25 protein-coding genes and 2 pseudogenes are annotated in these 26,864 nt (G+C 65.3%); 11 read left to right on the top strand and 16 right to left on the bottom strand.

The window, feature by feature from the left end; all coding sequences use genetic code 11:
• Positions 1-14: 14 nt before the first annotated feature.
• A complete protein-coding gene (locus AB3X96_RS04500; protein ID WP_368588742.1) occupies positions 15-425 on the bottom strand; it encodes a hypothetical protein in 411 nt (136 codons plus the stop codon).
• Positions 426-461: 36 nt separating this feature from the next.
• Entirely contained in the window at positions 462-665 is a 204-nt protein-coding gene (locus AB3X96_RS04495; protein WP_007181784.1) for a cold-shock protein, read from the bottom strand.
• Between the two features lie 292 nt (positions 666-957).
• Between AB3X96_RS04495 and AB3X96_RS04490 the strand changes: the two genes are divergently transcribed.
• Entirely contained in the window at positions 958-2,403 is a 1,446-nt protein-coding gene (locus AB3X96_RS04490) for an NAD-dependent succinate-semialdehyde dehydrogenase (RefSeq protein WP_176108401.1), read from the top strand.
• 134 nt (positions 2,404-2,537) lie between these two features.
• Positions 2,538-3,158, top strand: coding sequence for a GNAT family N-acetyltransferase (locus AB3X96_RS04485; protein ID WP_368588741.1), 621 nt, complete (start codon positions 2,538-2,540; stop codon positions 3,156-3,158).
• Between the two features lie 54 nt (positions 3,159-3,212).
• Here AB3X96_RS04485 and kdgT read toward each other — a convergent pair whose 3' ends face one another.
• The gene (kdgT, locus tag AB3X96_RS04480; protein WP_176384834.1) at positions 3,213-4,217 is read right to left on the bottom strand and encodes a 2-keto-3-deoxygluconate transporter; all 1,005 of its coding nucleotides are present in this window, start codon (positions 4,215-4,217) and stop codon (positions 3,213-3,215) included.
• 305 nt (positions 4,218-4,522) lie between these two features.
• Between kdgT and AB3X96_RS04475 the strand changes: the two are divergent.
• From AB3X96_RS04475 to AB3X96_RS04455, 5 genes and pseudogenes are all read left to right on the top strand, one after another.
• Positions 4,523-4,696, top strand: a pseudogene (locus AB3X96_RS04475) (5-deoxy-glucuronate isomerase); the annotation flags it as partial.
• A gap of 6 nt (positions 4,697-4,702) precedes the next feature.
• Positions 4,703-5,473: a 2-dehydro-3-deoxy-D-gluconate 5-dehydrogenase KduD gene (gene kduD, locus AB3X96_RS04470; RefSeq protein ID WP_368588740.1), complete on the top strand. Its 771-nt coding sequence runs from the start codon at positions 4,703-4,705 to the stop codon at positions 5,471-5,473.
• Between the two features lie 102 nt (positions 5,474-5,575).
• On the top strand, positions 5,576-6,475 hold the full coding sequence (gene kdgR, locus AB3X96_RS04465) for a DNA-binding transcriptional regulator KdgR (protein WP_368588739.1): 900 nt from the start codon (positions 5,576-5,578) through the stop codon (positions 6,473-6,475).
• Between the two features lie 650 nt (positions 6,476-7,125).
• Positions 7,126-7,512 (top strand): hypothetical protein, encoded by a 387-nt coding sequence (locus AB3X96_RS04460; protein ID WP_176369194.1) that lies wholly within the window; start codon positions 7,126-7,128, stop codon positions 7,510-7,512.
• 75 nt (positions 7,513-7,587) lie between these two features.
• Positions 7,588-7,836 carry a hypothetical protein gene (locus AB3X96_RS04455; protein ID WP_026228520.1) on the top strand — a complete coding sequence of 83 codons (249 nt, stop codon included), beginning with the start codon at positions 7,588-7,590 and terminating at the stop codon, positions 7,834-7,836.
• A 44-nt stretch (positions 7,837-7,880) separates the two neighbouring features.
• Here AB3X96_RS04455 and AB3X96_RS04450 read toward each other — a convergent pair whose 3' ends face one another.
• Complete coding sequence (locus AB3X96_RS04450; RefSeq protein WP_368589062.1) at positions 7,881-9,263, bottom strand: MFS transporter; 1,383 nt, start codon at positions 9,261-9,263, stop codon at positions 7,881-7,883.
• 120 nt (positions 9,264-9,383) lie between these two features.
• Positions 9,384-9,512 (bottom strand): annotated as a pseudogene (locus tag AB3X96_RS04445) (SDR family oxidoreductase); the annotation flags it as partial.
• A gap of 104 nt (positions 9,513-9,616) precedes the next feature.
• Between AB3X96_RS04445 and AB3X96_RS04440 the strand changes: the two are divergent.
• Complete coding sequence (locus tag AB3X96_RS04440; protein WP_368588738.1) at positions 9,617-10,507, top strand: helix-turn-helix domain-containing protein; 891 nt, start codon at positions 9,617-9,619, stop codon at positions 10,505-10,507.
• 35 nt (positions 10,508-10,542) lie between these two features.
• Here the strand turns inward: AB3X96_RS04440 and AB3X96_RS04435 are convergent, their stop codons facing one another.
• A complete protein-coding gene (locus AB3X96_RS04435; protein WP_368588737.1) occupies positions 10,543-11,733 on the bottom strand; it encodes a 4-hydroxybenzoate 3-monooxygenase in 1,191 nt (396 codons plus the stop codon).
• A gap of 254 nt (positions 11,734-11,987) precedes the next feature.
• On the bottom strand, positions 11,988-13,559 hold the full coding sequence (gene ilvA, locus AB3X96_RS04430) for a threonine ammonia-lyase, biosynthetic (protein ID WP_368588736.1): 1,572 nt from the start codon (positions 13,557-13,559) through the stop codon (positions 11,988-11,990).
• Between the two features lie 101 nt (positions 13,560-13,660).
• On the opposite strand from ilvA, the gene AB3X96_RS04425 reads away from it, so the two are divergent.
• Positions 13,661-13,951 carry a hypothetical protein gene (locus AB3X96_RS04425; RefSeq protein ID WP_368588735.1) on the top strand — a complete coding sequence of 97 codons (291 nt, stop codon included), beginning with the start codon at positions 13,661-13,663 and terminating at the stop codon, positions 13,949-13,951.
• Here the strand turns inward: AB3X96_RS04425 and AB3X96_RS04420 are convergent.
• The 3 genes from AB3X96_RS04420 to AB3X96_RS04410 form a co-directional block, all read right to left on the bottom strand.
• Positions 13,923-15,188: a virulence factor family protein gene (locus AB3X96_RS04420; protein ID WP_368588734.1), complete on the bottom strand. Its 1,266-nt coding sequence runs from the start codon at positions 15,186-15,188 to the stop codon at positions 13,923-13,925. The two genes, AB3X96_RS04425 and AB3X96_RS04420, sit on opposite strands and share 29 nt — an antisense overlap.
• Entirely contained in the window at positions 15,185-17,776 is a 2,592-nt protein-coding gene (gene mprF, locus AB3X96_RS04415) for a bifunctional lysylphosphatidylglycerol flippase/synthetase MprF (protein ID WP_368588733.1), read from the bottom strand. The genes AB3X96_RS04420 and mprF overlap by 4 nt, the downstream gene beginning before the upstream one ends.
• A 365-nt stretch (positions 17,777-18,141) precedes the next feature.
• On the bottom strand, positions 18,142-18,285 hold the full coding sequence (locus AB3X96_RS04410; protein WP_013089588.1) for a hypothetical protein: 144 nt from the start codon (positions 18,283-18,285) through the stop codon (positions 18,142-18,144).
• Positions 18,286-18,516: 231 nt separating this feature from the next.
• Here AB3X96_RS04410 and AB3X96_RS04405 point away from each other — a divergent pair, with 231 nt between their 5' ends.
• Positions 18,517-19,920, top strand: a complete 1,404-nt coding sequence (locus AB3X96_RS04405; protein WP_368589061.1) for an MFS transporter — start codon at positions 18,517-18,519, stop codon at positions 19,918-19,920.
• Between the two features lie 63 nt (positions 19,921-19,983).
• Here AB3X96_RS04405 and AB3X96_RS04400 read toward each other — a convergent pair whose 3' ends face one another.
• From AB3X96_RS04400 to AB3X96_RS04380, 5 genes are all read right to left on the bottom strand, one after another.
• Positions 19,984-20,478, bottom strand: coding sequence for a DUF421 domain-containing protein (locus tag AB3X96_RS04400; RefSeq protein ID WP_368588732.1), 495 nt, complete (start codon positions 20,476-20,478; stop codon positions 19,984-19,986).
• Between the two features lie 89 nt (positions 20,479-20,567).
• Positions 20,568-21,233 carry a glycosyltransferase family 2 protein gene (locus AB3X96_RS04395; protein WP_368588731.1) on the bottom strand — a complete coding sequence of 222 codons (666 nt, stop codon included), beginning with the start codon at positions 21,231-21,233 and terminating at the stop codon, positions 20,568-20,570.
• Positions 21,230-21,835, bottom strand: a complete 606-nt coding sequence (locus AB3X96_RS04390; protein ID WP_368588730.1) for an SAM-dependent methyltransferase — start codon at positions 21,833-21,835, stop codon at positions 21,230-21,232. The genes AB3X96_RS04395 and AB3X96_RS04390 overlap by 4 nt, the downstream gene beginning before the upstream one ends.
• Before the next feature lie 33 nt (positions 21,836-21,868).
• Positions 21,869-23,023 carry an acyl-CoA dehydrogenase gene (locus tag AB3X96_RS04385; protein WP_368588729.1) on the bottom strand — a complete coding sequence of 385 codons (1,155 nt, stop codon included), beginning with the start codon at positions 23,021-23,023 and terminating at the stop codon, positions 21,869-21,871.
• A gap of 120 nt (positions 23,024-23,143) precedes the next feature.
• Entirely contained in the window at positions 23,144-25,120 is a 1,977-nt protein-coding gene (locus AB3X96_RS04380) for a PAS domain S-box protein (RefSeq protein WP_368588728.1), read from the bottom strand.
• A 281-nt stretch (positions 25,121-25,401) separates the two neighbouring features.
• Between AB3X96_RS04380 and AB3X96_RS04375 the strand changes: the two genes are divergently transcribed.
• Positions 25,402-25,635, top strand: a complete 234-nt coding sequence (locus AB3X96_RS04375; RefSeq protein ID WP_368589060.1) for a hypothetical protein — start codon at positions 25,402-25,404, stop codon at positions 25,633-25,635.
• 48 nt (positions 25,636-25,683) lie between these two features.
• On the opposite strand, the gene AB3X96_RS04370 is transcribed toward AB3X96_RS04375, so the two are convergent.
• On the bottom strand, positions 25,684-26,742 hold the full coding sequence (locus AB3X96_RS04370; RefSeq protein ID WP_368588727.1) for an NAD(P)/FAD-dependent oxidoreductase: 1,059 nt from the start codon (positions 26,740-26,742) through the stop codon (positions 25,684-25,686).
• Between the last annotated feature and the right edge of the window lie 122 nt (positions 26,743-26,864).

Here is a 26,864-nt window from a genome sequence, read left to right as displayed (position 1 = left end):
GGCCGACGCGCCGCTTATTGTGCAAGATGCCTTGCCCATTCGAGCCAGCCGAGATTGAGGGCCGCGTTTACCACTACGCCCGTCGCCGCCGCGAGCGCGGCGATCATGGTCCAGAAGGCCGAGCGCCGCGCCGCGCGCGCCGAAGTGTGCGCGGCGGCCGCCGCGTCGCGCGACGCGGCGGCCGCCGCCTGCGCGATATGCGACGACGCCTCCATGCGGGCGAGCGACCTCAGCGCGAAACCGCGCTCGTCGTCGTGCGTGGCCGCGCCCGCGTCGTGCTCCGCTTCGGCGCGCTGCGCCTGTTCGAACAGATAGCGATGACAGAACGGTGTAAGCGGTTCGTCGGGATAGCGCGCGGCGAAGGTCTTCGCATAAGCGGCGCCGCCATTGCGCTCGATCTCCGCGTAGGCGGCGTCCTTATCCATTGTTACCTCGCATGCGGATGAACCGCCATGCCGACGTCACACGGGCTTGATATCGGCCGCCTGCTTGCCTTTCGGCCCCTGCTTGATTTCGAAGCTGACTTTCTGGTTTTCCTGCAACGACTTGAAACCTTCGGATCGAATCTCCGAAAAATGCGCGAACAGATCTTCGCCGCCGTCATCGGGGGTAATGAAGCCGAAGCCCTTCGCGTCGTTGAACCATTTCACTGTTCCGGTTGGCATGGCGATGTCCTCGTGATGCGCTGTAGTAGCGGTTGAATGGATGAAGCGCTGCGTCTTGCAGGCGTTTCGTGCGGCGCTGACGCGGCACCTCGGCGTGACACGCAGAGTCGCTCCGGTGCCAAGGCTCAGCAAACCGCATGCCACGAGCGGGCGCCCGCGGTCCGCGTCCGGTGCGATCGCCCGCAATCAGATAAGATAATTGATATCGGCAATTCATTCATGGCCGCGTAGGTGTGCGCCTCGTGCCGCACAACCACGCGGCCTGTTGTTTTCCCTCTCACAGGAACCCAGCATGGCCATCTCGAGCTATACCGATACCCGTCTTCTGATCAACGGCGAATGGTGTGACGCCGCCAGCGGCAAGACCCTCGACGTGATCAACCCCGCGACCGGCCAGGCCATCGGCAAGGTCGCGCATGCCGGCATCCCCGATCTGGACCGCGCGCTCGAAGCCGCGCAGCGCGGCTTCGAAGCCTGGCGCAAGGTGCCGGCCAACGAGCGCGCCACCATCATGCGCAAGGCTGCGGCTCTCGTGCGCGAGCGCGCCGCCGACATCGGCCGCCTGATGACGCAGGAACAGGGCAAGCCGTTCGCCGAGGCGCGCGTCGAAGTGCTGGCGGCCGCGGACATCATCGAATGGTTCGCGGACGAAGGCCGCCGCGTGTATGGCCGCATCGTGCCGTCGCGCAACCTCGCCGCGCAGTCACAAGTGCTGAAGGAGCCGATCGGACCGGTCGCCGCGTTCACGCCGTGGAACTTCCCGGTCAACCAGGTCGTGCGCAAACTGTCGGCGTCGCTCGCCTGCGGCTGCTCGTTCCTCGTGAAGGCGCCGGAAGAAACCCCCGCGTCGCCGGCGGCCCTGCTGCAGGCGTTCGTCGAAGCCGGCGTGCCGGCTGGCACGGTCGGCCTCGTGTTCGGCGATCCGGCCGAAATCTCGAGCTACCTGATCCCGCATCCGGTGATCCGCAAGGTTACGTTCACCGGCTCGACGCCGGTCGGCAAGCAGCTCGCGGCGCTGGCCGGTTCGCACATGAAGCGCGCGACGATGGAACTCGGCGGCCATGCCCCGGTGATCGTCGCGGAAGACGCCGACGTCGCGCTCGCGGTCAAGGCAGCCGGCGCCGCGAAGTTCCGCAACGCGGGCCAGGTCTGCATCTCGCCGACGCGCTTCCTCGTGCACAACAGCATCCGCGAAGAGTTCGCCGCGGCGCTCGTCAAGCACGCTGAAAGCCTGAAGCTCGGCGACGGTCTCGCCGAGGGCACGACGCTCGGACCGCTCGCCAACGCGCGGCGTCTGAGCGCGATGGCCAAGGTCGTCGACGACGCCCGCAAGACCGGCGCGAAGGTCGCGACGGGCGGCGAGCGCGTGGGTACCGAAGGCAACTTCTTCGCGGCCACCGTGCTGACCGACGTGCCGCTCGAAGCCGACGTGTTCAACAACGAGCCGTTCGGCCCGGTCGCCGCGATCCGCGGCTTCGACAAGCTCGAAGAAGCGATCGCCGAAGCGAACCGTCTGCCGTACGGCCTCGCCGGTTACGCGTATACGAAGTCGTTCGCCAATGTGCATCTGCTGTCGCAGCGCATGGAAGTCGGCATGCTGTGGATCAACCAGCCCGCCACGCCGACGCCGGAAATGCCGTTCGGCGGCGTCAAGGATTCCGGCTACGGCTCGGAAGGCGGCCCGGAGGCGATGGAAGCCTACCTCGTCACCAAGGCTGTCACGGTGATGTCGGTTTAATCACCTGATTTAATCACCTTGATCGCGCGCTTCGGTGACGGCGCCGCGGGTTTGCCGCTCGCGTCGTTCCCAGGCACGGATCAACCGGTCTGCCAGGTCCACGAGTGTTCCGCTCGCGGACCTTTTTTATTGCCATGAACGATATCTCCGCCGAATCGATGCAACCCACGCTGAGCGGCTCGTTCGTCGAGTTGCGGCCGCTGCGCGAGGACCACGCGCAGGCGCTCGTCGACGCCGCCGCCGATGGGCAACTGTGGGACATGAAGCTGACCGTCGTGCCGGGCCCGGCGACGATCGATGCCTATATTGCCAGGGCGCTCGCCGGCCGCGCTGCGGCCAGGGTGATGCCGTTCGTGATCGTGCGGCGTGACGAGGATGACGGGAATGACGGCGCCGGCCGCATCGTCGGCAGCACGCGGTTCTGGAAGATCGATCGCGCGAACCGTAAGCTCGAAATCGGCCATACGTGGCTCGCCGCCTCGGCGCAGCGCTCGGTCGTCAACACCGAGGCGAAGTATCTGCTGCTGTGCCACGCATTCGACGTGATGCGCTGCGTGCGCGTGCAATTCACGACCGACGAGCTCAACGACAGATCGCGCGCGGCGATTCTGCGCATCGGCGCGAAACAGGAAGGCATCGTGCGGCACGAGCGGATCATGCCCGATGGGCGCAAGCGCAACTCGGTGCGCTTCAGCATCATCGACGACGAATGGCCCGCGGTGAAAGCGATGCTCGAAACGAAGCTGGCGCGCTGAGCGGCGCGCCAGCTTCCTGCCCTGCTACTGACTCATTCAAACAGGTGCATCGCGCTACTCATTGAGCGGCGCCGCCTGCGTCACCGTGGCGAACTCCTCGCGCAGCGTGCCGCGCGGATGATGCCGGCGCACCCACAGCGCCGTGAGGATCGGCACCAGAATCGCGGTCACGAGGCAAGCGGTGGCGACCATCGCGGTGGCGGCCGGCACCAGCGGTTTGAAGCTCGGAATCATGTCGGCGATGATCGCCGGATTCGCGACCGCAGCCCCCGCCGTCGACGACGCCGCGAGCCCCGCCGCGCCATTGCCGCCCGCGATCCAGCGATCAGCCAGAATCAGCGGCACCCCGGTCACGACGATCACGCCGAGCCCCAGCACGATGCCCGGCAAACCGCTCGTGACGATCACGTTCAGATCGATGCCGTTGCCGAGCGCAAAGCCGAAAAACGGAATCAGCGGATGCACGCAGCGGCCGAACAGCTCGCGCAGCTCGCTATCGAAGTTGCCCAGTGCAAAGCCGATCAGAAACGGCAGCACCGCACCGACGAACAGCCGCGGCTCGAAGAACGCCACACCCGTGGCTCCAAGAATGATCATGCTGATCAGGGGCCCCGATTCGACCGACATCAGCACGAACGCGCCCGCCTCTTCCTTCGTGCCGTACTGTTGCATCACGGCCGCATAAAGACCGCCATTGGTCATGTCCATCGAGGTCGTGATTGCGAGCAACGACAGCCCCGCGAAAAGCCCGGTCTTGATGCCGTCGATCGGAATGAAGCGCGCCGCGATGAGCGTGACGATCCATGCGACCAGCATCTTGGTGGCGAGCAGCGTGCCCGACTTGCGCAGCACGGTGCCGGTCGCGCGCAGGTCGATCGTTGCGCCCATGCAGAAGAACCATACCGCCAGAATCGGCACGGTGCCGGTAATCAGGCCGTTGGTGAACGAGCCGAAATATTTGCCCGCGCCGGGCGCGAACGTATGCACACAGGCGCCGAGCAGTAGCGGCACCAGCATCAGGCCGCCTGGAATGCGGTCGATGGCCTTCTTGATCTTCATGCCTCCTCCATGGACGGTGACGTCCCGTTATCGGATCAATGACCCGTGTCGGTGTCCCGGTCTGCGCCGGCTCTCCCTGTTCGGCGCAATATAGCATCATGAAAGGAACGTCGTTCCGTCTTATTTCTTAAACGTGACTATCGTTTACCCGGTCGGTCTCAGTAAGCCATTCCAGCCGCGATCGCTCGCCGAAAAATTTTCGGACCGATGTTCCGAAATTGCGATTCTGCGTTACAGTCTCGGCACAAGGCGACACCGCGCCCCGCATACCGACAGGAGAACGATCAATGGATGTGAGACAGGCCGAGCCGCACGAAACACGGCATATCGTCGTGCGCAACGAGCAGGCGGTGATCTCGCCGGGCTGGTCGATTCATTCGGGTGTCGGCACGCGCGCGTACACGTTCATCTGGGGCATGGTCGGTGAGAACCAGGTGTTCGGCGACATGGACCATCTCGCGGTTCGCGAGCTGCGCTGAGCGAACATGAGCCCGACCACAATGAATACTTTCGATCTGAGCGGCAAGGTCGCCATCGTGACCGGCAGCAACACCGGCCTCGGCGCCGGCATGGCGGTCGCGCTCGCCGCGGCCGGCTGCGACATCGTCGGCGTCAGCCGCGCGGACGCGGGCACGACCGCCGCGCGCGTCGAGACGCTCGGACGTCGCTTCGCCGACGTGCGCGCCGATCTCGCGTCGATCTCATCGGTCGACGACATCGTGCGGGCCGCGGTCGAAGCATTTGGCCGCCTCGACGTGCTGGTCAACAACGCGGGCATCATCCGCCGCGAAGATGCGCTCGAGTTCGGCGAAGACGACTGGGACGCGGTGATGGACGTGAACCTGAAGAGCCTGTTCTTTCTGTCGCAGGCGGCAGCGCGTCAGTTCGTGCGGCAGCAAGGCGGCGGCAAGATCATCAACGTCGCGTCGATGCTGTCGTTCCAGGGCGGTATTCGCGTCGCGTCGTACACCGCGTCGAAAAGCGGCGTGCTCGGTCTCACCCGACTGCTCGCCAACGAATGGGCCGCGCGGGGCATCAACGTGAACGCGATCGCGCCCGGCTATATGGCGACCGCGAACACGGCCGCGTTGCGCGACGACGCGCAGCGCAACGAAGAAATTCTCGGGCGCATTCCGGCCGGCCGCTGGGGCGTACCCGACGATCTCGCGGGGCCGGTGGTCTTTCTCGCCTCGTCGGCGTCGGACTACGTGCATGGGCATACACTGGCGGTGGATGGCGGCTGGCTCGCGCGCTAGGTTCGACACAAGCTCGCCACCAGCGCGCGCGACGCGCTATGCTCTCGCGCCAGGCGAGCATCGGCTCGATGCGACAGCGGCGCGGCTTGGCACAGACAGGGAATGATCGACATGGCGGCAACGGGAACAGACAGGAACACGGCGAGAAACACAGCGAGAAACACTGCGCGCGACAAAGCGCTCGATAAGGCGCTGGATGCGGACAGCGGTGAGCGAGGCGAATCGGCTTCGTCGATCGGGCGCGTGTTCGCGATTCTCGGCGCGATCGGCGACACCGGGCAGATCGGCATCAGCGAGCTGTCGCAACGGCTCGGCATGTCGAAGACGACCGTGCATCGCGTGATTCAAACACTGAAGGCGCTCGGCTATGTGACTCAGGAAGTCGAAACCGAGCGCTATCGGCTGACGATCCGCCTGTTCGAGCTCGGCGCGAAAGCGCTCGAAAGCGTCGATCTGGTGCGCGAGGCCGACGTCGACATGCGCCGCATCGGCCAGATGACGCGCGAAGCGGTACACCTCGGCGCATTCGACGAGGACGCGATCATCTACATCCACAAGATCGATGCCGACTACGGGCTGCGCATGCAGTCGCGAATCGGCCGGCGCAATCCGCTGCATAGCACGGCGATCGGCAAGGTGCTGCTCGCATGGATGGACCCGGCCGATGCGCGTGACGTGCTCTCGCACATCGAATTCCGCAAGTCGACGCAAAAAACCTTGACCTGCGCCGAAGCGGTGCTGAGCATCCTGCCGCACGTACGCGAGCAGGGCTACGGCGAGGACAACGAGGAGCAGGAAGAAGGCCTGCAATGTATCGCGGTGCCGGTGTTCGACCGCTTCGGCCGCGTGATCGCCGGTCTGTCGATTTCGTTTCCGACGATGCGCTGCGGCGCCGACACGAAGCAGCATTACGTCGCGCTGCTCAAAGAAGCCGGTCTCGCGATTTCGGCGCGGCTCGGCTATCGCGAAGCGACCACCCAGGAGCCCGCGGCCGCGCAGTAAGACAGCCTGATGACGCTACAGGTGTGGCGTCATTTCATCGTGCTCGCCCGAACGCATGGCGAGCCCGATGACCAGTCTGCAACCGAATGTATCTGCGCGGCATAGATAAGGCGAAATTCCATTCGCTTCTTTTTTCAGCAATCGATGCGCCGAACCTTCGCTCCGCATCCATGCATCGCCTGCGATTGAATGCGGTTTTTTTCATAGCCTCTTCAAGGGTTTGCCCGCACGCCTGACTATCGCCCGGCATTTCGACATCTCACCCCCGGCGCTTTCCCTCTCCGTTCATCGCACTCGCATGAATGTATCGATGTGACCTCCAATCGACACGTCCTGTTACACACAAACACATCGGTAATCGCGCCGCTCAGTAGAGTTCGGTTCAAACGAAAGCGGTTTAGATGAAACGCTTCGCACGACAGGCACTCGCATCACAGATTTCAGGGAGCAACATCATGAAAAAAATTCTCGCATTGGTCATTCTTGCCGCCACGCTCGGCGGCGCGTTGAGCGGCTGCATCGTCGTCCCTGGCGGCGATCATCCGCATCACGACCACTACTACGAACGCTATTGATCGGGCCATCACGCGCAGTAGGTGCGCGTCCGGCTCGCCACTCCATCGCAGACATCCACACAACAGAGAACAATCATGAGTCTTTCACGCAACCGCTGGATATCGTTGAGCGTCATCGCGGGTCTCGCGATCGGCGCATCGACGGCCGCTTTCGCGCACGTCGATGTCGGCGTGAATATCGGTGTGCCGGGCATCGCGGTCGCGCCCGCCGTGGTCGAGGCTCCGCCGCCCCCGCCGGTCTATGTGCAGCCCGCGCCCGTGTATGCGCCTCCGCCGCCGCCCGCGGTCGTGATCGCGCCGGGCTGGTACGGCGATCGTTACTACGATGGTCGTCGCTATTGGGAGCGTCGCGAGTGGGAACGTCACCACGACGAATGGCGCGATGCACGCGGGCCGCATCGCGACTGGCACGACAACGACTGGCACGACAACGGCTGGCACGGTCACGGGCATGACCATTGATGGAAGCCAGGTGACGTTAATCGCGCCACCATGCCGCGCTTGCATTCGCGCCACCCCTTTGACAGGAGCGACGACGTGCTACGCAATGATCCGAGACGAGTAAGCGCGCAGGTCGACGGTGCGCACATCTGCGCCGAATACAGCGAGCTGACCGGCCAGCTGTGCCTGCGCCAGGACGGCACGCTCGTGCGCGAATGGTTTCCACCGCATTCGTGGATAGCGATCGCGTCGGTGGCCGGCGCGCGCCACTGGGGCACGCGGCCGACCGACGACGAATTGCTCGCGCTGCTGCACAACGAAATGGCGTTGCTGCGCGCGACCTGAGCGGTCGCGCATTGTTCGAGCGTAGCGGCGCCCGACGCCGGACTTCACTCGATCGCTATCGCGCTGACGTTGTCATCGACCGATGCGTGATCGAGCGGCTCGCGCCGCATCATCAGCACCACCCCGCCCGCCGCGATCACGGCCGGCACCGCGAGCAGGCTAAACACCGCGCCGAACTGCCAGCCGAGCCCCATCAACGCCGCGCCGACGAGCGCGCCCGCCACGCCGCCGACCCGGCCGATTCCCAGCATCCACGCCACGCCCGTCGCGCGCGCCCGGGTCGGGTAGAAACTCGCCGCGAGCGCCGACATCGACGTCACCGCGCTGGTCGCGACCGTGCCGGTCAGGAAGATCAGCGTGCCGAGCCAGACCTGATGGCCGACGCCCCGCCCGACCAGCAGCACGAGCGCGCCGACGAGCACATATGTGAACGCGATCACGCGATGGCCGGCGAAGCGATCCATCACCCAGCCGACGCACAGATTGCCGAGGATGCCGCCGAGCGGAAATAGCGACGTCATCAACGCGGCCTTTTCACCGGAGAAGCCGGTGTCCTTGAACAGCGTCGGCAGCCAGTTGGTCAGCAGGTAGTAAATCAGCAGCCCCATGAAATAGGCGAGCCACAGCATCAGCGTGCCGAAACGGTAGCGCGCCGACAGGATGATCGCGAGCGCCCACTGCGAGCGCGAGTCGGCGCTATTGCGGCGCACGTCGACCGCGAAGAAGCGGCATCCGTCGAAGCGGTCGTGAGGCGCGATGCGTTGCAGGATTCGCGCGATCCGTTGATCGGCCCGCTTGCGCACCGCGAGGAATTGCGCCGATTCCGGCAGCAGCAGAATCAGCAGCACGCTCAGCACGAGCGGGCCGATGCCGCCCGCGACCAGCACGCTCGGCCAGCCGAGATTCGGAATCAGCCATGCGGACGCGAAGCCACCGAGCGCGAGCCCGCCCGAAAAACCGCAGAACATCGCATTGACCGCGACCGCGCGAATCCGCGCGGGTGCGTACTCGGACATCAGCGTGACCGCGTTGGGCATTGCCGCGCCGAGACCGAGGCCGGTGAAAAAGCGCAGCGCGGTCAACGATTCGATCGACGTCGCGCGGGCCGCCGCGAGACTCCACAGCCCGAAGAAGAACACCGACAGCACCAGCACCGTCTTGCGTCCGATGCGGTCCGCGAACGGGCCGGCCGCGAGCGCGCCGATGCCCAGTCCGACCAGCGCCGCGCTCATCACCGGGCCGAGCGCGCTGCGCGCGATGCCCCACTGCTGCACGAGCGACGGCGCGATAAAGCCGACCGCGGCGGTGTCGAAACCATCGGCCGCGACGACCAGAAAACACAGCACCAGAATCGTCCACTGAAACGGCGAGAAACGCTGTCCGTCGATGAAGGCCTGCACATCTACACTGCGTTCGGAGCGGCTCATGTGCGTGCTCCTTTCTGCTTGGTCATTGCTATGTCTCCTTGAGATGAAGAGATATTTTCTTGTTGTTCGAATTGCCTGGTCGCCTGCCGCGCCGTAGGCGTGCGAGCTGCCATCGACGCTCGGGACCGCGCCCGTGATATGGCTGGCCGCGTCCGACATGAGAAAGCCGTTCGCATTGGCGATTGCTTCGGGATGCGCGAGGCGTTGCATCGGCGTGCGCTTCTCTGGATCATGCCGCGCGGACGGCATTCGGCCGCGTCTTCGATGGAAAAAAGTATAGCCACGCGCTTCGGCACGAAATTGGACAAAGGCAGCGCATCGCAGGACAATTCGAACATAGGAGACCAAACTGCATGAGAAATATCCCTAACTACGATCTGTACGGAGAGTCCGCGCGGCCGCCGTGGTACGACGCGTTCAATTTCGAATGGATCGTCGAGCGCAGTCGGCCGAACGACTGGCATATCTCCGCGCACCGGCACGATGCGTTGCTGCAGATTCTCTATATCCGCAGCGGTTCGGGCTACGTGCTGATCGAGAGCGAAAAGCTCACGATCAAAGCGCCATGCCTGATCCTGCTTCCGGCGCAAACGGTGCATGGTTTCGTGTTTTCGCCGGAGATCGACGGGCTCGTGATTACCGCCGCACAGCGCGCGTTGGAGACGATTTCGAAAGCGGTGTCGCCGGGCCTCATGCCGGTGCTGCAACGGCCCGCGCTGATTCCCGTGCGGGCCGCCATCGGCGAGCGCACGTTGATGCCGTTGTTCGGTTTGCTGGAGCAGGAATTTCGGGGCAGCGCGCGCGGCCATATCGCCGCGGGCATGTCGCTGATGATTGCACTTTTTGTGCAGGTCGCGCGTCTGACCGATGCCGCGTTAAGCGCGGGTGCGACCGTCAATGACCGGCGCGCCGCGCAGATCAAACGGCTGCGCGAACTGATCGCCGCGCACGTGCGCGAGCATCTGCCAATCGATTTTTATGCCGGAAAGTTGGGGGTGACCGCGGCGCAACTGGGCCGCATCTGTCGTGAGGAGCTTGGCCATTCGCCGCTGTCGCTCGTCAACGACCAGTTGATACGCGAGGCGCAACGCGACCTGGTTTACTCGGGTTCGAGTATCAAACAGATCGCGCATGCGCTCGGTTTCGAAGACGCGGCCTATTTCAGCCGCTATTTCCGCAAGCAGACCGGTGTCACGCCCAAGGAGTTTCAGGCGGCCGCGCATCGGGATCTGTCGATCAATTAGCGATCCAGATCATCGCGCGGTGCTTGCAGTGGCATTTACAGATTCGCCTGCATCTGCGCGCCCGCGGCGCCTACGTAGTTCTCCGCCAGTACCGTCGCGGCCGTGCGCGACGTCGTCACGTACTCGAGCTCGGCAACCTGCAACTGCTGCTCGAACGCCGAAGCGCCTTCGATACGGTGCAGCATGCTGGTCATCCAGTACGAGAAGTGCTCGGCGCGCCAGATGCGCTTGAGCGCGGTTTCGCTATAACGGTCGAGCAGATCGGTGCGGTTTTCCTTGTAGAACGCGTCGAGCGCCTTGCTGAGCACGTTCACGTCGGCGACCGCGAGGTTCAGGCCCTTCGCGCCGGTCGGCGGCACAATATGCGCGGCGTCGCCAGCGAGGAACAGGCGGCCGTACTGCATCGTCGTCGACACGAAGCTGCGCATACCGACGATATTCTTCTGGAAGATCTTGCCGTCGATGAGCTTATGGCCTTCGTCCGAATCGGCGCGCGCATGCAGTTCCGCCCAGATGCGATCGTCGGACCAATTGTCGACCGAGTCCTTCGGATCGCACTGGAAATACATGCGCTGCACGTTCGGCGAGCGCGTGCTGATCAGCGCGAAGCCGCGCTCGTGGCGTGCGTAGATCAGTTCGTCCGACGACGGCGGCCCTTCGCACAGAATGCCGAACCAGCCAAACGGATAGACGCGCTCGAAATCCTTGCGCAGCGCCTGCGGAATAGCCTGGCGCGACACGCCTTGCGAGCCGTCGCAGCCGATCACGAAGTCGCATTGCAGTTCGTGCTCCGCGCCTTCGTGGCGATAGCGGATCGACGGCTTATCGGTATCGATGCCGTGCACCGACGTATCCGACACGCCGAAACGCAGTTCGGCGCCCGCGGCGACACGCGCCGCGACGAGATCCTTGATCACTTCGTGCTGGGCATAAACCGTGATCGCCTGACCGGTGAGATCGGTGAGATCGATGCGGCGGCGCTTGCCGTCGAACGCGAGTTCGAAACCGTGATGCAGCGCGCCTTCGGCTTTCATGCGTTCGCCGACGCCGGTTTGCGTCAGCAGGTCCATCGTGCCCTGCTCGAGCACGCCGGCGCGGATCGTCGATTCGATCTGATCGCGGGTGCGCGTTTCTAGCACGACCGAGTCGATACCGCGCAGATAAAGCAGATGGGAAAGAAACAGGCCGGCAGGCCCTGCACCGATGATGCCAACTTGGGTGCGCATAGATGTCTCCTGAATGCGGTGATGAAATTTGCGGTCAGTGTGACGATCGTGACACCTATCCCGCAACGCGATATGGCGGATAGGCCGTATCGCGCTGCGCGATAGAAGGTGTGAGGCAGGAGCCGGTGCAGTGTCGCTGTATCGGCCGTAAACGCAAGAGTGGCGTGGCTTTCCGGGGATTTGGACGACACCCTGCTGGTTCTGCCGGCGGGGCACCCACTCAGGTAAACCCCGATCCGCTAAACAAGCTTCGACTAGCCGAGAAACAGTCGGTAGACAGGATTTTTCGTTTCTTCCCAGCACGGATAGCCGAGCGTTTCGATGAAGCGCTCGAACGCCGCGTGGTCGCTTTCGGGCACCTGAATGCCGATCAGAATCGAACTGTAGTCCGCACCCTGGTTGCGATAGTGGAACAGGCTGATGTTCCAGTTCGGCGCCATCGACGACAGGAATTTCATCAGCGCGCCCGGACGCTCGGGAAACTCGAAGCGGAACAGACGTTCATCGCGCGCGAGCGGCGAGCGGCCGCCGACCATGTAGCGGATGTGCTGCTTCGACAGTTCGTCGAAGGTCAGATCGACGGTCGCGAAGCCGTGCGCTTCGAATGCGCCGGCGATCTGCGCCGGTTCGCTGCGGTTGCGGATCTGCACGCCGACGAAGATATGCGCCGAGTTCGCGTCGGCGATCCGGTAGTTGAATTCGGTGACGCTGCGCGTGCCGACCAGTTCGCAGAAGCGCCTGAAGCTGCCGCGCTCTTCGGGGATCGTCACCGCGAAAACCGCCTCGCGGGCTTCGCCCACTTCGGCGCGTTCGGCGACGAAGCGCATGCGGTCGAAGTTCATGTTCGCGCCCGACGTGATCGCGATCAGCGTCTGGTTCTCGATGCCTTCCCGTTCGGCGTACTGCTTCGCGCCCGCCACCGCGAGCGAGCCCGCCGGTTCGAGCACGCTGCGCGTGTCCTGGAACACGTCCTTGATCGCCGCGCACAGCGCATCGGTGTTCACGAGCAGCACTTCGTCGAGATATTCGCTGCACAGGCGGAAGGTTTCCTCGCCGACGAGCTTCACCGCGGTGCCGTCGGAGAACAGGCCCACTTCGTTCAGCGTCACGCGCTCGCCCGCCTTCAGCGACGCGGCCATCGCGCACGAATCATCGGTCTGCACGCCGATCACCTTGATCTCCGGGCGCACCGACTTCACGTATGCGGCGACACCGGCCGCGAGACCGCCGCCGCCGATCGGCACGAAGATCGCGTGAATCGGCCCCTGGTGCTGGCTCAGGATTTCCATCGCGACGGTGCCCTGGCCGGCGATCACGTACGGATCATCGAACGGATGCACGAAGGTCAGGCCGCGCTCCTCCTGCAACTTGACCGCGTGACCGTAGGCATCGCTATACGATTCGCCGAACTGCACGACCTCGACGGTCGGCCCGCCATGCGTGCGGATCGCGTCGACCTTGACCTGCGGGGTTGTCACCGGCACGACGATGATCGCCTTCACGCCCATGCGTGCGGCCGACAACGCGACGCCCTGCGCATGATTGCCCGCCGACGCGGTGATCACGCCGCGACTGAGCGCTTCGGCCGGAATATGCGCCATCTTGTTGTACGCGCCGCGCAGCTTGAACGAGAACACCGGCTGGTTGTCCTCGCGCTTCAGATAAACCGGATTGCGCAGCCGCGCCGACAGGTTCGGCGCGCGTTCGAGTTCGGTCTCGCGCGCCACGTCGTAGACGCGCGCGGTCAGGGTCTTTTTCAGGTAGTCGTGAGACGGCGCGACGCGCCCGGCCGCTGCGGCGGCCTGTTCGAGTTCGGTTAACAGCACGGCAAGCTCCTGGGTGGCAACGTTCGATGCAACAACGAATCAACCGCGATCGACATCCATCGATGGCAATCGCAGCATGTTCGCCAGGAGGCAGATAGAGAATGAACCTGAAAGCGGACATAAAAAAACCCGCCTCGTTTGGCGGGTTATGTGTCACTGCAAGTCGACGCGCGCTAACCCACCATTCGATGAATGATGCTAATAATCAGCGCAATACGGATGTCGAGGCAGTTCATGCCGACGATCTTCGTCGACTTGGCAGGCTTTGTCAATCTCCGCGGACCACGGTTCCGGCCAGAACGGACCAGCAAAAAAACGGGGCGCGCCGTCAAGCGCGCCCCGCTGATACAGCCAACGCCGCAATCAATCGCGCACGCCGCTCTGCTTCTTGAATGCCGCGAGAATGCGTCGCTCCAGCGCGTTGTAATCGCGGCCGAAGTGATGGTCGCCGGAGGTGCGGATGACTTCTACACCGCTCTTGTCGAGCGCCGGACACAGCGTGTCGGTCTCGCTCTCGCCATAAAAGCATTGAACGATCGACGGCGGCACATGCGTCAACTCGGGCCGCACGTTCAGCGCCTTGTCACTCGCGGGCATGCCGAGCCAGCCGCCGACGCGGATCTGGAAGTCGGCGTCGGGCGCGAAGCCGAGCAGCGACATCAGCGACACCTTATCGCGCTGCGCCTGCGGCAGACGGTTATACGCAAACGGCATCACATCGGCGCCGAACGAATAGCCGATCAGCGCAACGTGCTGCGCGTGCCAGCGCTCGCCATAGGTTTGCATCACGCGCGCGAGATCGCGGCTCGTTTGCGCGGGCGGCTTCTCGCTCCAGAAATAGCGCAGGCTGTCCCAGCCGACCACCGACACGCCATCTTTCTGCAACGCCTGCGCGATCGTCTTATCGAGATCGCGCCAGCCGCCATCGCCGGAAATCACGATCGCCATCAGGCCGTTCGGATGCGCGGCCGGCAACTCGATCAGCGGCAGGTCGGAGACGTCGTCGGCACTCGTCGAGAGCGGCTGCAGATGCGGCGTCAGCAAAGCGACCAGACGCGCGCGATCGGCGTTGCCCGTGCTCGCCTTTTCGACGAAGCCCGGCACCTTGTCGCGGATCACGGTCGGGTCGGGCGGACACGGCTCGAAGCGCGCGTCGAGCGTGCGGTCGGCGTCGACCGACACCGCGCCCGCGATCGTATTGGACGGCGCCTGCTCGAGCACGTGCATCGCCAGCGTTGCGCCCTGCCCCGTACCCGCGACGATCGGCGCGAAGTAGCGGCTCGACTGCGATTGTCGTTCGAGCTGATGGCTAAGCGCCTCGGCATCGCCCACCAGTTGATGGCAGGTTTCTTTTTTCGCGGCAAGGTTGGCCTCGTAGCGCGCGGTATCGACGCCGACCGTCATTGCGCCCGCTTTCGCGAGCGCATCGGCGCTCTGCTGATCGGCCGCGCTCCAGCCGCTCGCCTGTGAATACAGTACGACGAAGCCGCGCAGCGGCCCCTCGGGCTGCGTGACGCGCACGTCGCCATAGCGGCCGCCCGGTACGGTGGTGGTGGCCGCGTGCGCGAGCGCGCCGCAACTCAGAACGCTCGCCGCGACGGCGAGCCGGAACAACGGATGCAATGTCATGAACGCCGGCCTCCTGCCAGCAGCGACAGGTCCGCGAGCGTGAAGAACACGCCCGAACCGGATGCCGCGAGATAACGCGGCTCCCAGCGCGGTTGGAACTTGCTCTTGAAAGCACGCAGTCCGCGGAAGTTATAGAAGCGGCCGCCGAAGCGCCACACGATGCCGGCCAGCCGATGCCAGCGCGACGCGAGCGGAGTCGGCTGCACGCCGGAGAGCGGCGCAATGCCGAGACTGAGCGAGCGGAAGCCCGCCTGCTTCAGATGCAGCGCGAGTTGCGTGAACAGATATTCCATCGCGTACGGCGACGCGCTTTCGACGTGACGCATCACGCCGACGGTCGCCTCGGTATTCATATCGGTCGTCATGAAGGTGACGAACGCGACCGGTTCGCCGTTCTGGCGCACCAGCATCACCGACTGCGCGGCGAGGTATTCGTCGTGGAAAGCGGCGACCGAGAAACTCTTCTCGCGCGCATCGTGGCTGCCGAGCCAGCCATCGGAAATGCCGCGCAGCGTTTCGAGCGACGCCGGCACGCGCGCCTGATCGATCACTTCGACGCTAAAGCCGTCGCGCTCGCCGCGCTTGAGCGCATAGCGCAGATGCGCGCGGTGCGAGCCCTTCAGATCGAAGTCGTCGAGCACGACGTGCGCTTCCTCGCCGAGCTTCATCAGCGTGAGGCCGGCGTCGAGATACAGCGGGAGCGCATTCGCGCGCACCTGGTAGAACGCGGCGCGACCGCCGTGCGCATGCGCGAGCGCGACGAACTTTTTGATGAGACCCGCCCACTCTTCGCGCGGCCCCACCGGATCGTGCAACGCGGCCCACGTGCGGCCGTATTTCGCGTACATCAGGAACGCCTCGCGCGATTCCGAAAACAGGAAGCTCTTGTCGCCCATCAACGCGAGACCGGCATCGCTGCGTTCCTGCGCGCGCACGATGCGCGCGGCGTCGAGCAGATCTTCGGGCGCCGGCTTCACGAAGCGGCCCGGCGCCGGACGTAGCAATTGCCAGAACGAAAAGGTCGCGGCGAACACGCTGGCGGCGAGCGTCGCGCGCAGCGCGCGCGGCGCGCGCTCGTCGAACGCGAATTGCCACCACAGGTCGCGCGTGTACGGCACGTCACGGAAAGCGAACAGCATGACCCACGTCGCGAACATCAGCACCATCGCGATCGACACGAGCCAGCCGGCCGTGAAACGCTCGGCGAACAGCGACGAATGACGGTTGAAACGCTTGCGCGTCGCGAGCAGCAGCACGATCAGCATGCCAAGCACACCAGCTTCGACGAATGCGAGACCCTTGGTCAGCGACAGCGCAAGGCTCAGCAATGCGAGCGCGAGCGTCATCCACCATGCCGCATCGAGCCGCCGCAGCAGCCCACGCGCGACGAACAACAGCAGCACGCCGAGCACGCTGCACAGCATCGCCGAGCTTTCGAGCACCCACAGCGGTACCACGTCGCGCAGCACATGAATGCGCTGCCAGAACGCCGGCGTCGCGCTCGAGATGACCAGCATGCCGCCGACCACGAACGTAACGAGGCTCAGAAACAGCGGCGCGAGTTCCGACACGCGCTGCGCCTGCAGCATCGACAGACGGTTCTTCAGCGCGCGCCCCTCGAAGCCCGCGAGCAGCGCCGCGGAGACGATCAGCGGCACGCCGAAATAGATCGCGCGATACGCGAGCAGCGCGGCGACCATCTGATGCATCGGCACGCTGCCGCTCAGCGTGAACACCATCGCCGCCTCGAACACGCCGACCCCGCCAGGCGTATGGCCGATCAGGCCGAGCAGCATCGCGGCCGCGTAGACGGTGATGAAGCCGATGAAGCTCACGTTCGCATGCGGCAGCAATGCCCACAGCGCGAGACCTGCGGCGACCACGTCGAGCACCGCCAGCGCGACCTGCGCGAGCAGATCACGGCGCGCGGGAATATCGAACGAGAGCCACTGCCAGCGCGTGCGAATCGGCCGCGTTTCGCGGCGGCACGCGGCGGCGGCGAGCGCCAGCGCGATCAGCAGCGCAGCGCCGCTCCAGCGCAGCGCGACCGGCGACAGATGCAGCATCGGCGCGAGCTGTGCGGCCATGCCGAGCATGCCCAGCGCGGTCATCAATACCAGGGCGAGTGCGAGCGACACGCTCGTGAACACGGTCATGCGGCCGATCTGCGCGGGCGTGATGTTCGCGACGCCGTACACGCGCGCGCGCACCGCTCCGCCCGTCAGCGCGCCGAAACCGGTCGCATTGCCGAGCGCCGAGCCGGCCGTCGCGCCGACCCACAGCGCCGCGCGCGGCACGCTCGCGCCGAGATAGCGCAGGCCGACCGCGTCGCGCCCGACCAGCGCGACGTAGCTAAGCGCGGTCGCGCCGAGCGCGCCGATCCACTCGCGCGGCGACAGCTCGCGCAGTTCGCGCATCACCGAACGGTAATTCACCGCCTCCGACAGATGCTGCAGCACGACCAACAGCAGCCCGCAAATAACGAGCGCGAGCACGGGCGACAGAAGTCCCCGGCTGCCAAGCACTTTCGCTGCACGGCCGGGCAGCGCGCGCAGGCGCTCGAAACTGTGTTGAAGTCGGTGGAACATGGTCAATGCGGGCCTTGCGAGAGCGGTCGCGGCGACGGGTGCGTCACGCGCGGTATCGCCTGTGGCGGCGATTACAAAGTGATAACGGCAAAACGTGCAAAAGGTTGACAGCAATAGCAATTTTGCTGTCAATTCACCTACGCGTCGCGCGTCAAAAGCGCGCGAGCGATATCTGGAAGGGAAACGGCGATGGCGGGCCAGAACTGGCCCGATGGGAGGGCTACTCTTTGGGGACTGATGTCGACGGCGCGGATGACGCGCTGAACGCGCCCTGCCTGGCGGGGCCAGAAAGCACAATGCCCGCTACGCGAGCGGGCATCGACACGGTTGGCGGGTCTTGCGCGGCCCGCGCGCGCAATACGCGCTTATTGCGGGCGACGATACGCTTCGGCGATCACCGCGCAGTTCTGCAGATGCAGGTTCAGCGCATGCAGCGCCAGCGCACGCAGCTTGCCGAAGAACGTGGTGGCGGCGGGGGTGGAACGGACGACAGTCGATGCGGTGTTCATGGCGGCTCCTGACTAAGGGTTTATACCTAAGCGATAACCCGATTATAGCCATCTCGTGCCGCAGCGCAACAAAAATCAATATTTATTGGCGGTGTCGCACCGCCGCCGTCGCGTGCCGGATACAGAAATAGGTGAAGGGGCGGCATCGGCCGCGCAGGTATTAACAATCCGCACCGTACAGGTGCAATAATGCCCCCTTTGCCTGCGACGCTTCGCCGCAGCCTCGCCGCCATGACCGTCGCCCAGACTCAGAAAGCTCTGATTGCGCCCCTTATCGTCGCGTGCGCGATGTTCATGGAAAGCGTCGACGCGAATGTGATCGTCACCGCGCTGCCGGCCATGGCGCGCGATTTCGCCCGCGACCCGGTCACGCTGAAAATCGCGGTCACGAGCTACGTGCTCGGGCTCGGCGTGTTCATCCCGGTCTGCGGCTGGCTCGCCGACAAGTTCGGCGCCCGCACGGTGTTCCGCACGGCGATCGGCATCTTCGTCACGGGCTCGCTGTTGTGCGCGGCGTCGAACTCGCTTGCCACTTTCACGGTTGCGCGTTTCATTCAGGGCGTTGGCGGCGCGATGATGGTGCCGGTCGGGCGGATCATCATCTTTCGCGTGGTGGAAAAAGCCGACTTCATCCGCGCGATGAATTATCTGAGCGTGCCCGCGATGCTCGGCCCCGCTGCCGGTCCGCTGCTCGGCGGCTTCATCACCACGTATCTGCACTGGCGTCTGATCTTCTTCATCAACGTGCCGATCGGCATTCTCGGCATTTATCTGACCAATCGCTATATCGCCAATACGCGAGAACCGGACCCCGGCCCGCTCGACTGGATCGGCTTCCTGCTGTCGGCGGCGGGCGCGGTGCTGCTGCTGCTCGGTTTGTCGCTGGTCGGCGGCGAACTGATTTCGAATACCGACGCGTTCGGCATGTGCGCGCTCGGTGCGATGCTGCTCGCGATCTACGTCGTGTACGCGCAGCGCGTCGCGCTGCCGCTGCTCGACCTGCGCTTTTTCAAGGTGCCGACTTTCCAGGCGAGCGTGCTCGGCGGCTCGCTGTTTCGCATCGGTCTCGGCGCGCTGCCGTTCCTGCTGCCGCTGCTGCTGCAGGAAGGCCACGGCATGAGCGCGTTCCAATCGGGGCTGATCACCTGCGCGTCCGCGTTCGGCGGCATGTTCATGCGCACGATCGCCTCCACCGTGCTGCGCCGCTTCGGCTTTCGCCAGGTGCTCGTGTTCAACGCGGCGCTATCGGGCATTTCGATCGCCGCGTGCGGACTCTTTTTCCCGCACACGCCGACGTGGATCATCTGGGTCGTCGTGCTGCTCGGCGGCTTCTTCCCTGCATTGCAATTCACCAGCCTCAATTCGCTCACCTACGCGGAGATTGCGAGCCGCGACATCGGCCGCGCGACGAGTCTCGGCAGCGTCGTGCAGCAGATGTCGCTCGGTCTCGGCGTGACGGTCGGCGGGATCGTGCTGCAGATTTCGCGCGCACTGAATGGGCATCCGAGCATCACGTGGTCGGATTTCTGGCCCGCGTTTCTGGTGGTCGGGCTGTGCTCGTTCGCGTCGATTCCCGTCACGCTGCGCTTGCCGCGCGGCGCGGGCTCGGAGATTTCGCGAGGCGGGCGCGGCTGAGCCGCGCGTCGAGCCCTTATAGCCCGCCCGCACAAACGCCCCGCCCTTCCCGCGTTCAGGCGCTCACTCGCGCTTGCGTATCACGCTCACCTCGCCATTGCGTTCGAGGATCGCGGCGGCCACGTTGTCCATCGAGCGCGAGCCGGTTTTCTGCCGCACGCTTTCCTCGATGTCGGTGCGCGTGATGAGCGCCGCGTGCATTTCGTTCGCGTGGAACTTGCCGTCGCTGAACACCTCGCGCTCGACGCCGCACACCAGCAGCTCGAAGCGGCGCGAACGTATGAACGCCCACGCGAGCACCCGGTGACATACGACGATCACCAGCGACGCGACCACGGTCGCGATGAACGGCGACGCCCCGACAATCGCGCGGCTCAGCATCGCGCCGAGCAGAATCACGACGACCAGATCGAACGGCGTGCGCTGACCGAACGAGCGCCGCCCCGATACGCGAATCAGCACGATCGCGATCACGAACACGACGATCGAGCGCAGCCCCATCTGCAACGGGTCGAGTTCCCTGCCCTGGCCGAATAGAACGAAAAGCGCGTCCATCATGTTCGTCCTCCCCGCGGCGTATTGCCGTGCCAATGCTCCGGTATCCGGATGGTTGCGAGCGAGACCAGCTCGCGGCGCAGCGCCGTCGCTCAGGCCAGCGCGCCATCCGTCGCCCATGCAATGAGCGTGTCGCCGAAACCGCCGCGCGCGCGGGCCGCGGTACGCGCGCTCGTGGTCACGCGCGGCGCGGCGCTCCACGCGATGCGCGCGCCCGTCGCGATCAGGCGATCGACGAGCGCAACGTCCTCGCTGCACTTGAGCGGCGGAAAGCCGCCCGCGCGCCGATAGGCTTGCGCGGATACGCCGAGATTCGCGCCGTGCACGTGACGATGTCCGTCGGCGTCGATATAGGTCTTGCGAAAATATTCGCGCACGCTGTGCGGATGCGCGCTCCAGTCGTCGACGGCGATCGAGCCGCACACCGCATCGGCGCCCAGCGCCAATTGCGCAGCGAGCCAATCCGGCGACACGCGGCTGTCGGCATCGGTAAACGCGAGCCAGCGCGCGCCGAGCGCGAGCAGCAGCGAGGCGCCCAGCGCCCGTGCGATCCCGACGTTGCGCGCCTTCAGCGTCAGCGTCTGCACGCCGTAAGCGCGCGCGATCGCTCCGCTGAAATCGCTGCACGCGTCGAGCGCGACGACGATCCGCACCTCTTCGCCGGCGAGCGCTTCATGTCGCGACGCTTCGAGCAAGGCCGCGAGGCACCCCGCGATCAACGCCTCTTCGTTATGCGCCGGGACGATCACGCCGATCATAGAAGCCCCTCTCGCTGCGCGACCGAACGTGCGTCGCGCGACCACACGTCGATCAGCAAGTCGGCTTCGTCGTGATGCGCGAGACGTGCGAGGCCGCAGCGCGAATCGAATAGCGCGTGCGCGCGGTCGGCCGATTCGCGCGCTTCGGCGAACGGCCGGCGCCAATGGCAGGCGAGCAGCGTGCCGTCGGTCGTCAGCGAACCAGCGATGCGCGCGGCCAGCGTTTCGAGCTCGGCCGCGTCGAGGTAGTACGCAAACTCGCTGATCACGATCAGATCGAACGGCCCGTGCTCCGTCGGCCATTCGCACGGCACGCTGCGCTGTTGGATCCGCACGTTCGGTGCGCCCGCGACGCGTTCGCGCGCGAGCTCGACGGCGCGCGGGTGCAGATCGGCAGCGAGCAGTGCGTCGCAGCGCGTCGCGAGCCCGGCCGTCAACTCGCCGTTCGCGCAGCCCGGTTCGAAGCCGTTGCGATAGCGCGGCCGCGGCAGCAGCGCGAGCGTCAGCGAACGCTTGCGGCGTTCGTACCAGCCTTCGCGCAAACGCCACGGGTCGTCGCTGCGTCGGTAAAGTTCATCGAAGTACGGCATCGGCGAGCTCATCGCAGCGATCCTCCGAAGGCTGGGGAATAAAGGTCATAGCGTCCACGATGTGAGTGTTTGCGACGACGCGTGATCCGATGCCGGCACTGCGGTCGTGTCAGCGCGCGCAACGAGCCGTTCGCCAAGCGCGGCGAGATCGCGTTGCGCGTGGCTTTGCCGCAGAAACACCGGCAGGTCGGCGAGCGCTCGCGCGAAGCGCGCGTCGCGGCACAACGGACCCGCGCCAAGCGCGCGCGTCGCATGATCGATGACGGCGCTCGCGGCCTGCTCGACGGCCAGACGCGCGCGCAACACGCGCGTCTGCGCATCATCCGAAGGTCGCGCGTCGATCCACGCGGCGGTTTCACGCAACACCGCGGCGGCCGACCGCAACGCGACATCGGTCGCGCCGAGATGAGCCAGCCGATGCGCATCCGCGCGCCGCGCGCACGCGTCGCGCAGCGTGCGGCCGATCTGCGCGGCCGCGCCGTACCAGCACGCGGCGATACCGGCGCCGCCATGCCAGAAGCCCGCGCGCCGCAGATATTCATGCGGCGCGCCGACGAGCGTCGCCACGGTGTCGTTGAACGTCACATCGGCGCTCGCGGTCGCCCTCATGCCGACGGCCTGCCACTTCGATGTGTCGATCGAGATCGAGTTCTGGTCCAGCGCGACGGCCGCGAGCACCGGCTCGTCATCGCGCCATGCGGTCACGAGCGCATGGGTGAGCGCCTGCGCGCCGGAGCACCAGGCTTTGGTACCGGACAGGCGCACCTGAGCGCCCTCGCCGGAAGCGTTCTGGATTCCTTCATTGACTGCGCGCACTCGCGCGTCCGGCGCTTCGGCTGCCCACACGCCCCAGCGGCTTGCCGGCGGCGGCAGCGGCCCGTTCAGCTCGGCGAGAATCGCGAGCGCATCGGTATGGCCTTCGAACAGTTTGACGAGACCGAGGTCGCACGCGGCAACGGCGGCCAGCGCGCGCCAGCGCACCAGCGTCTCGCCATGCCCCGGCAACGGCAAGCTCGGCACGCGATCGTAGCCGCGCTCGATAAGATCAGCGAGCAGTGCTCCGAGAGCAGCGGGATCGTTCGCATCGAAGCGCGCGTCGCGCAGGAAATCGTCGAGCGGCGGTGCGCGGCCGCCGTGTTGATTCGAGATCTGCCGTGACTGGGCCTTGAAGCTGGCCGCGTGGTCGCGCGTGTCGAGCATCGTGCCTCCCTGCACCGATTCGATCCGCGGCCCGCCGAGCGGCGGCGGACCGGAACGTATGCAGAGTCACAGCAAACATCGTGCCCCAGCTCACGGGGCAGCCGCGCAGCGAAAAAGCGCCTACGTCCCCCCGCTTCCGCTCAGTCGACCATCGGCCTTCGTGAGCAACGCGTCGAGGACCGCCATCTCGACCGGCTTCACCAGGTGCGCATGGAAACCCGCGCTGCGAGTGCGATCGAGATCGCTCGCATGACCGAAGCCCGTCATCGCCGCGTACATCGTGCGAGCCATCTCGGGCAGCGCGCGCATCGCCGCGAGCGTCGCATAGCCATCCATCTTCGGCATCGCCAGATCGATCAGCGCGAGATGCGGTGAGAAGCGCGGCGCGATCTGCAGCGCCTGCTCGCCCTCGTAGGCGATACGCACCTCGTGGCCCTTCAGTTCAAGCAGCATCGCGAGGCTGTCGGCCGAATCGCGATTGTCGTCGATGAGCAGAATCCGCAGCGGCTGCACGTGTGGCGCGGCATTGATCGCGCCGCTCTCCGCGGTGTCGGACTGCGCCGAGAGCGGCAGACTCAGAGTGAACGTGCTGCCGAGCCCCGGTCCTTCGCTGCTCGCGACGATGCTGCCACCATGCATTTCGACGAGCGACTTGCACAGCGTCAGGCCGATCCCAAGACCGCCCTCGCCGAAACTTTGCCCTTCCTTCTCCTGCGCGAACAGCTCGAAGATCTTGTCGAGCGAGCGCACCGGAATACCGCAGCCGGCGTCGCGCACTTCGAGCACCGCCATGCGAAAGTCGACACGTCCACGCATCTCGATCACGCTGCCGTGCGGGGAAAATTTCGACGCGTTGTGCAGCAGGTTTTGCAGCACCTGCACGAGCCGCGTCATGTCGCCGCGAATGCTCACGGGGGCGTTGGTCACCTGCGCGACCACGCGCTGCTCGCGCGAGTCGGTGAACGGCCGCGCCGCTTCGATCGCACGCGTGACGAGTTCGGTGAGGTCGACGCGCGCAATCCGCAGTTCGACCTTGTCGGACATAATTCGGCCGATATCGAGCAGATCGTCGACGAGTCGCGTCAGGTGCGTGACCTGGCGATCGATCAGATCGCGCGCACGCGCGACCACCGGGCTCAGATTGGCTTCCATCTGCATCGTGCCGACCGCGTTGCGCACCGGCGCGAGCGGATTGCGCAGTTCGTGCGCGAGCATCGCGAGAAATTCGCGCATGCGCTCACCGGAGCGCTCGAGCTCCTCGCGCCGGCGCCGCTCGGTCAGATCGCGCGTGACCTTGGCGAAGCCGCGCAAGCGTCGGGATTCGTCATAGACGGCCGTGATGATCACGTTGGCCCAGAACGTCGAGCCGTCCTTGCGCACGCGCCAGCCTTCGTCTTCGACGGTGCCGATCTGCCGCGCGATCGCGAGCTCGCGCGCGGGCTTGCCGGCCGCGGCCTCCTCGGGAACATAGAACTGCGAGAAGTGCCGGCCGACGATTTCATCGTGCGTATAGCCCTTGATGCGCGCGGCGCCCGAGTTCCAACTGACGACGAAGCCTTGCGGATCGAGCATGAAGATCGCGTAGTCCTTCACGCTATCGACCAGCAGACGGAAGCGCTCCTCGCTCTGGCGCAGCGCTTCGAGATATTCGCGCTGCGCGGTCAGATCGCGCGTGATCTTCGCGAAGCCGGTGACCTCGCCCTGCCCGTTGCGTATCGCGGTGATCACGACGTTCGACCAGAACGTCGTGCCGTCCTTGCGCACGCGCCAGTCCTCGATCTCGAAGCGGCCGGTGAGCGCCGCCTGTTCCAGCTCGTAGCCTGGCCAGCCGCGCGCGACGGCTTCCTCGGTGTAGAAGCGCGAAAAATGCTGGCCGACGATCTCGTTTTCCGTGTAGCCCTTCAGCTTCTGCGCGCCGGCATTCCAGCTCACGACGTGGCCTTTCGCGTCGAGCAGAAAGATCGCGTAGTCCGAGATCGCCTGCACGAGCGACCAATAATCGACGCCGACGAGCGCCGACGGCGCGGCCTCGGCCTCGGCCTGCACTCGAGCGGGCTCGCCGTGGACGCGGAGAGTAGAAGCATCAAGCTGGGTCATGGCGGACACGTAATTGGAATTGTTGTGTTTAGCAAGCCTCGCGCCTGGCCGGCGCCGAAGCCTTCGCGAAAACGGTTGCGCGGCCCACGCATGGGTCGGGATGCGTCGCGAAGGGCGCTCGCGCGCCGGCTCACAAAGCGCAAAGCTTATAACGGCAGGCCCCGCGATTGCTAGTCGGTCATCACGGAAAGCGTCGCCGCGCGGCGGTTTCGGCTTTCCGTTTTGCCCTTCGATAGCAAAAACAGGAGTGTCAATTGAAAAAGGTATTCACGACTTTCGCCATGAACTTCGCGGCCCCGTGTGCCCTCGCCGCCGCATTGAGCTTCGCATCCAGCGTCGTGCAGGCCGAAGGCTGCGCCAAAGGCGCGGTCGTGGGCGGGGTGACCGGGCACGTTGCTGGACATCATGGGACGGCGGGTGCGGCCGCGGGCTGCGCGATCGGCCACCATGAGGCGAAGAAGAAAGACAAGGCCGCGAGCGCCGCAGCCGCCGCGAGTCAGCCCGCTGGAAAATGATGCCAATGGCCGGTCCGGCTCGACATCGCTGCGCTTGCGCGCACGCCGTCAACCGGCCGCGCCGATCTTTTCCGCGAGCTTCGTGTCGTAGCTCGAATGGACATGCACGCGTTTCTTGTCGGGATACGCGTATGCATACGCCTTGCGCAGCGCGAGCGACGCCTCGTGAAAGCCTGACAGGATCAGCTTCTGCTTGTTCGAATAGTTCGCGATGTCGCCGACGGCGAAGATGCCCGGCCGCGAGCTTTCGTAGTTCGAGGTATCGACATCGATACGCCCGCCGTGAATCTTCAGTCCCCACTGCGCGATCGGGCCGAGATCCGCGACGAGTCCATACAGCGCGATCAGGTGTTCGGCTTCGAGCTGGGTCTCGCCATGGATCTGCCGCAGCGTCAGCGAACGCAGCGCGCCGTCTTCCACCTCGAGCGCCGCGATCGCGCCGATGATGAAGTCCATCTCACCCGCCTCGACCGCGCGCCGCATCAGCTCGACGCTCGAATCGGCCGCGCTGAAGCCGGCGCGCCGATGCACGAGGGTCACCCGCCGCGCGACCTTGCGCAATGCCAGCGCCCAGTCGAGCGCCGAATCGCCGCCGCCCGCGACGACCACGTTCTTGTCGGCGAAATCGGCGAGGCGCGCCACGCTGTAGTGCACATAGCGCTTTTCCAGCGGCACGGCCTCGGGGAGCCCGAGCTTTTGCGGGACGAACGCGCCATTGCCGGCGGCGAGCAGGATCGCCGCGACGTCGAACACGAGGCCGCGCTGGGTGCGCACGGTCCAGCGGCCGTCGTCGCGTTGATCGACCGTATCGACGCGCTGTTCGAGATGAATCGGCACATCGAACGGCTTGCATTGCGCGACCAGTCGCTCGACCAGTTCGCGCGAGGTGCATGACGGAATCGCAGGGATATCGTAGATCGGCTTGTCGGGATACAGCTCGATGCACTGGCCCCCGACCCTTCCGAGTATGTCGACGATCTGGCAGGTGAGGCCGATCACACCGGCCTCGAATGCCGCGAACAGTCCCACGGGACCGGCGCCGACGATCAGGACATCGGTGCGGATCGGCGAGGTGGACACAGAGGATGGGTCGGCGGCAACGGTCATGAGGCAGGTCTCCGGGTCACGGTGAAAGGCGCAAAGCAAGCGTCGATGACTCACCTTACCGAATCGGCCCGCACGCGGCAACGATGCCATCGTCGGCGGTAAGGATGCTATGCGGACCCGCT

Origin of the sequence: Paraburkholderia sp. BR13439 (genome assembly GCF_040948805.1) — a bacterium.
Lineage (GTDB): Bacteria > Pseudomonadota > Gammaproteobacteria > Burkholderiales > Burkholderiaceae > Paraburkholderia > Paraburkholderia youngii.
This window is presented reverse-complemented; position numbering and strand designations above follow the sequence as displayed.

What these genes read in the sequence shown, in the direction of transcription:
- AB3X96_RS04500 (WP_368588742.1), bottom strand. Translation starts at nt 425, where the DNA reads ATGGATAAGGACGCCGCCTACGCGGAGATCGAGCGCAATGGCGGCGCC.
- AB3X96_RS04495 (WP_007181784.1), bottom strand. Translation starts at nt 665, where the DNA reads ATGCCAACCGGAACAGTGAAATGGTTCAACGACGCGAAGGGCTTCGGC.
- AB3X96_RS04490 (WP_176108401.1), top strand. Translation starts at nt 958, where the DNA reads ATGGCCATCTCGAGCTATACCGATACCCGTCTTCTGATCAACGGCGAA.
- AB3X96_RS04485 (WP_368588741.1), top strand. Translation starts at nt 2,538, where the DNA reads ATGAACGATATCTCCGCCGAATCGATGCAACCCACGCTGAGCGGCTCG.
- kdgT (WP_176384834.1), bottom strand. Translation starts at nt 4,217, where the DNA reads ATGAAGATCAAGAAGGCCATCGACCGCATTCCAGGCGGCCTGATGCTG.
- kduD (WP_368588740.1), top strand. Translation starts at nt 4,703, where the DNA reads ATGAGCCCGACCACAATGAATACTTTCGATCTGAGCGGCAAGGTCGCC.
- kdgR (WP_368588739.1), top strand. Translation starts at nt 5,576, where the DNA reads ATGATCGACATGGCGGCAACGGGAACAGACAGGAACACGGCGAGAAAC.
- AB3X96_RS04460 (WP_176369194.1), top strand. Translation starts at nt 7,126, where the DNA reads ATGAGTCTTTCACGCAACCGCTGGATATCGTTGAGCGTCATCGCGGGT.
- AB3X96_RS04450 (WP_368589062.1), bottom strand. Translation starts at nt 9,263, where the DNA reads ATGAGCCGCTCCGAACGCAGTGTAGATGTGCAGGCCTTCATCGACGGA.
- AB3X96_RS04440 (WP_368588738.1), top strand. Translation starts at nt 9,617, where the DNA reads ATGAGAAATATCCCTAACTACGATCTGTACGGAGAGTCCGCGCGGCCG.
- AB3X96_RS04435 (WP_368588737.1), bottom strand. Translation starts at nt 11,733, where the DNA reads ATGCGCACCCAAGTTGGCATCATCGGTGCAGGGCCTGCCGGCCTGTTT.
- AB3X96_RS04425 (WP_368588735.1), top strand. Translation starts at nt 13,661, where the DNA reads ATGAACCTGAAAGCGGACATAAAAAAACCCGCCTCGTTTGGCGGGTTA.
- AB3X96_RS04420 (WP_368588734.1), bottom strand. Translation starts at nt 15,188, where the DNA reads ATGACATTGCATCCGTTGTTCCGGCTCGCCGTCGCGGCGAGCGTTCTG.
- mprF (WP_368588733.1), bottom strand. Translation starts at nt 17,776, where the DNA reads ATGTTCCACCGACTTCAACACAGTTTCGAGCGCCTGCGCGCGCTGCCC.
- AB3X96_RS04410 (WP_013089588.1), bottom strand. Translation starts at nt 18,285, where the DNA reads ATGAACACCGCATCGACTGTCGTCCGTTCCACCCCCGCCGCCACCACG.
- AB3X96_RS04405 (WP_368589061.1), top strand. Translation starts at nt 18,517, where the DNA reads ATGACCGTCGCCCAGACTCAGAAAGCTCTGATTGCGCCCCTTATCGTC.
- AB3X96_RS04400 (WP_368588732.1), bottom strand. Translation starts at nt 20,478, where the DNA reads ATGATGGACGCGCTTTTCGTTCTATTCGGCCAGGGCAGGGAACTCGAC.
- AB3X96_RS04395 (WP_368588731.1), bottom strand. Translation starts at nt 21,233, where the DNA reads ATGATCGGCGTGATCGTCCCGGCGCATAACGAAGAGGCGTTGATCGCG.
- AB3X96_RS04390 (WP_368588730.1), bottom strand. Translation starts at nt 21,835, where the DNA reads ATGAGCTCGCCGATGCCGTACTTCGATGAACTTTACCGACGCAGCGAC.
- AB3X96_RS04385 (WP_368588729.1), bottom strand. Translation starts at nt 23,023, where the DNA reads ATGCTCGACACGCGCGACCACGCGGCCAGCTTCAAGGCCCAGTCACGG.
- AB3X96_RS04380 (WP_368588728.1), bottom strand. Translation starts at nt 25,120, where the DNA reads ATGACCCAGCTTGATGCTTCTACTCTCCGCGTCCACGGCGAGCCCGCT.
- AB3X96_RS04375 (WP_368589060.1), top strand. Translation starts at nt 25,402, where the DNA reads ATGAACTTCGCGGCCCCGTGTGCCCTCGCCGCCGCATTGAGCTTCGCA.
- AB3X96_RS04370 (WP_368588727.1), bottom strand. Translation starts at nt 26,742, where the DNA reads ATGACCGTTGCCGCCGACCCATCCTCTGTGTCCACCTCGCCGATCCGC.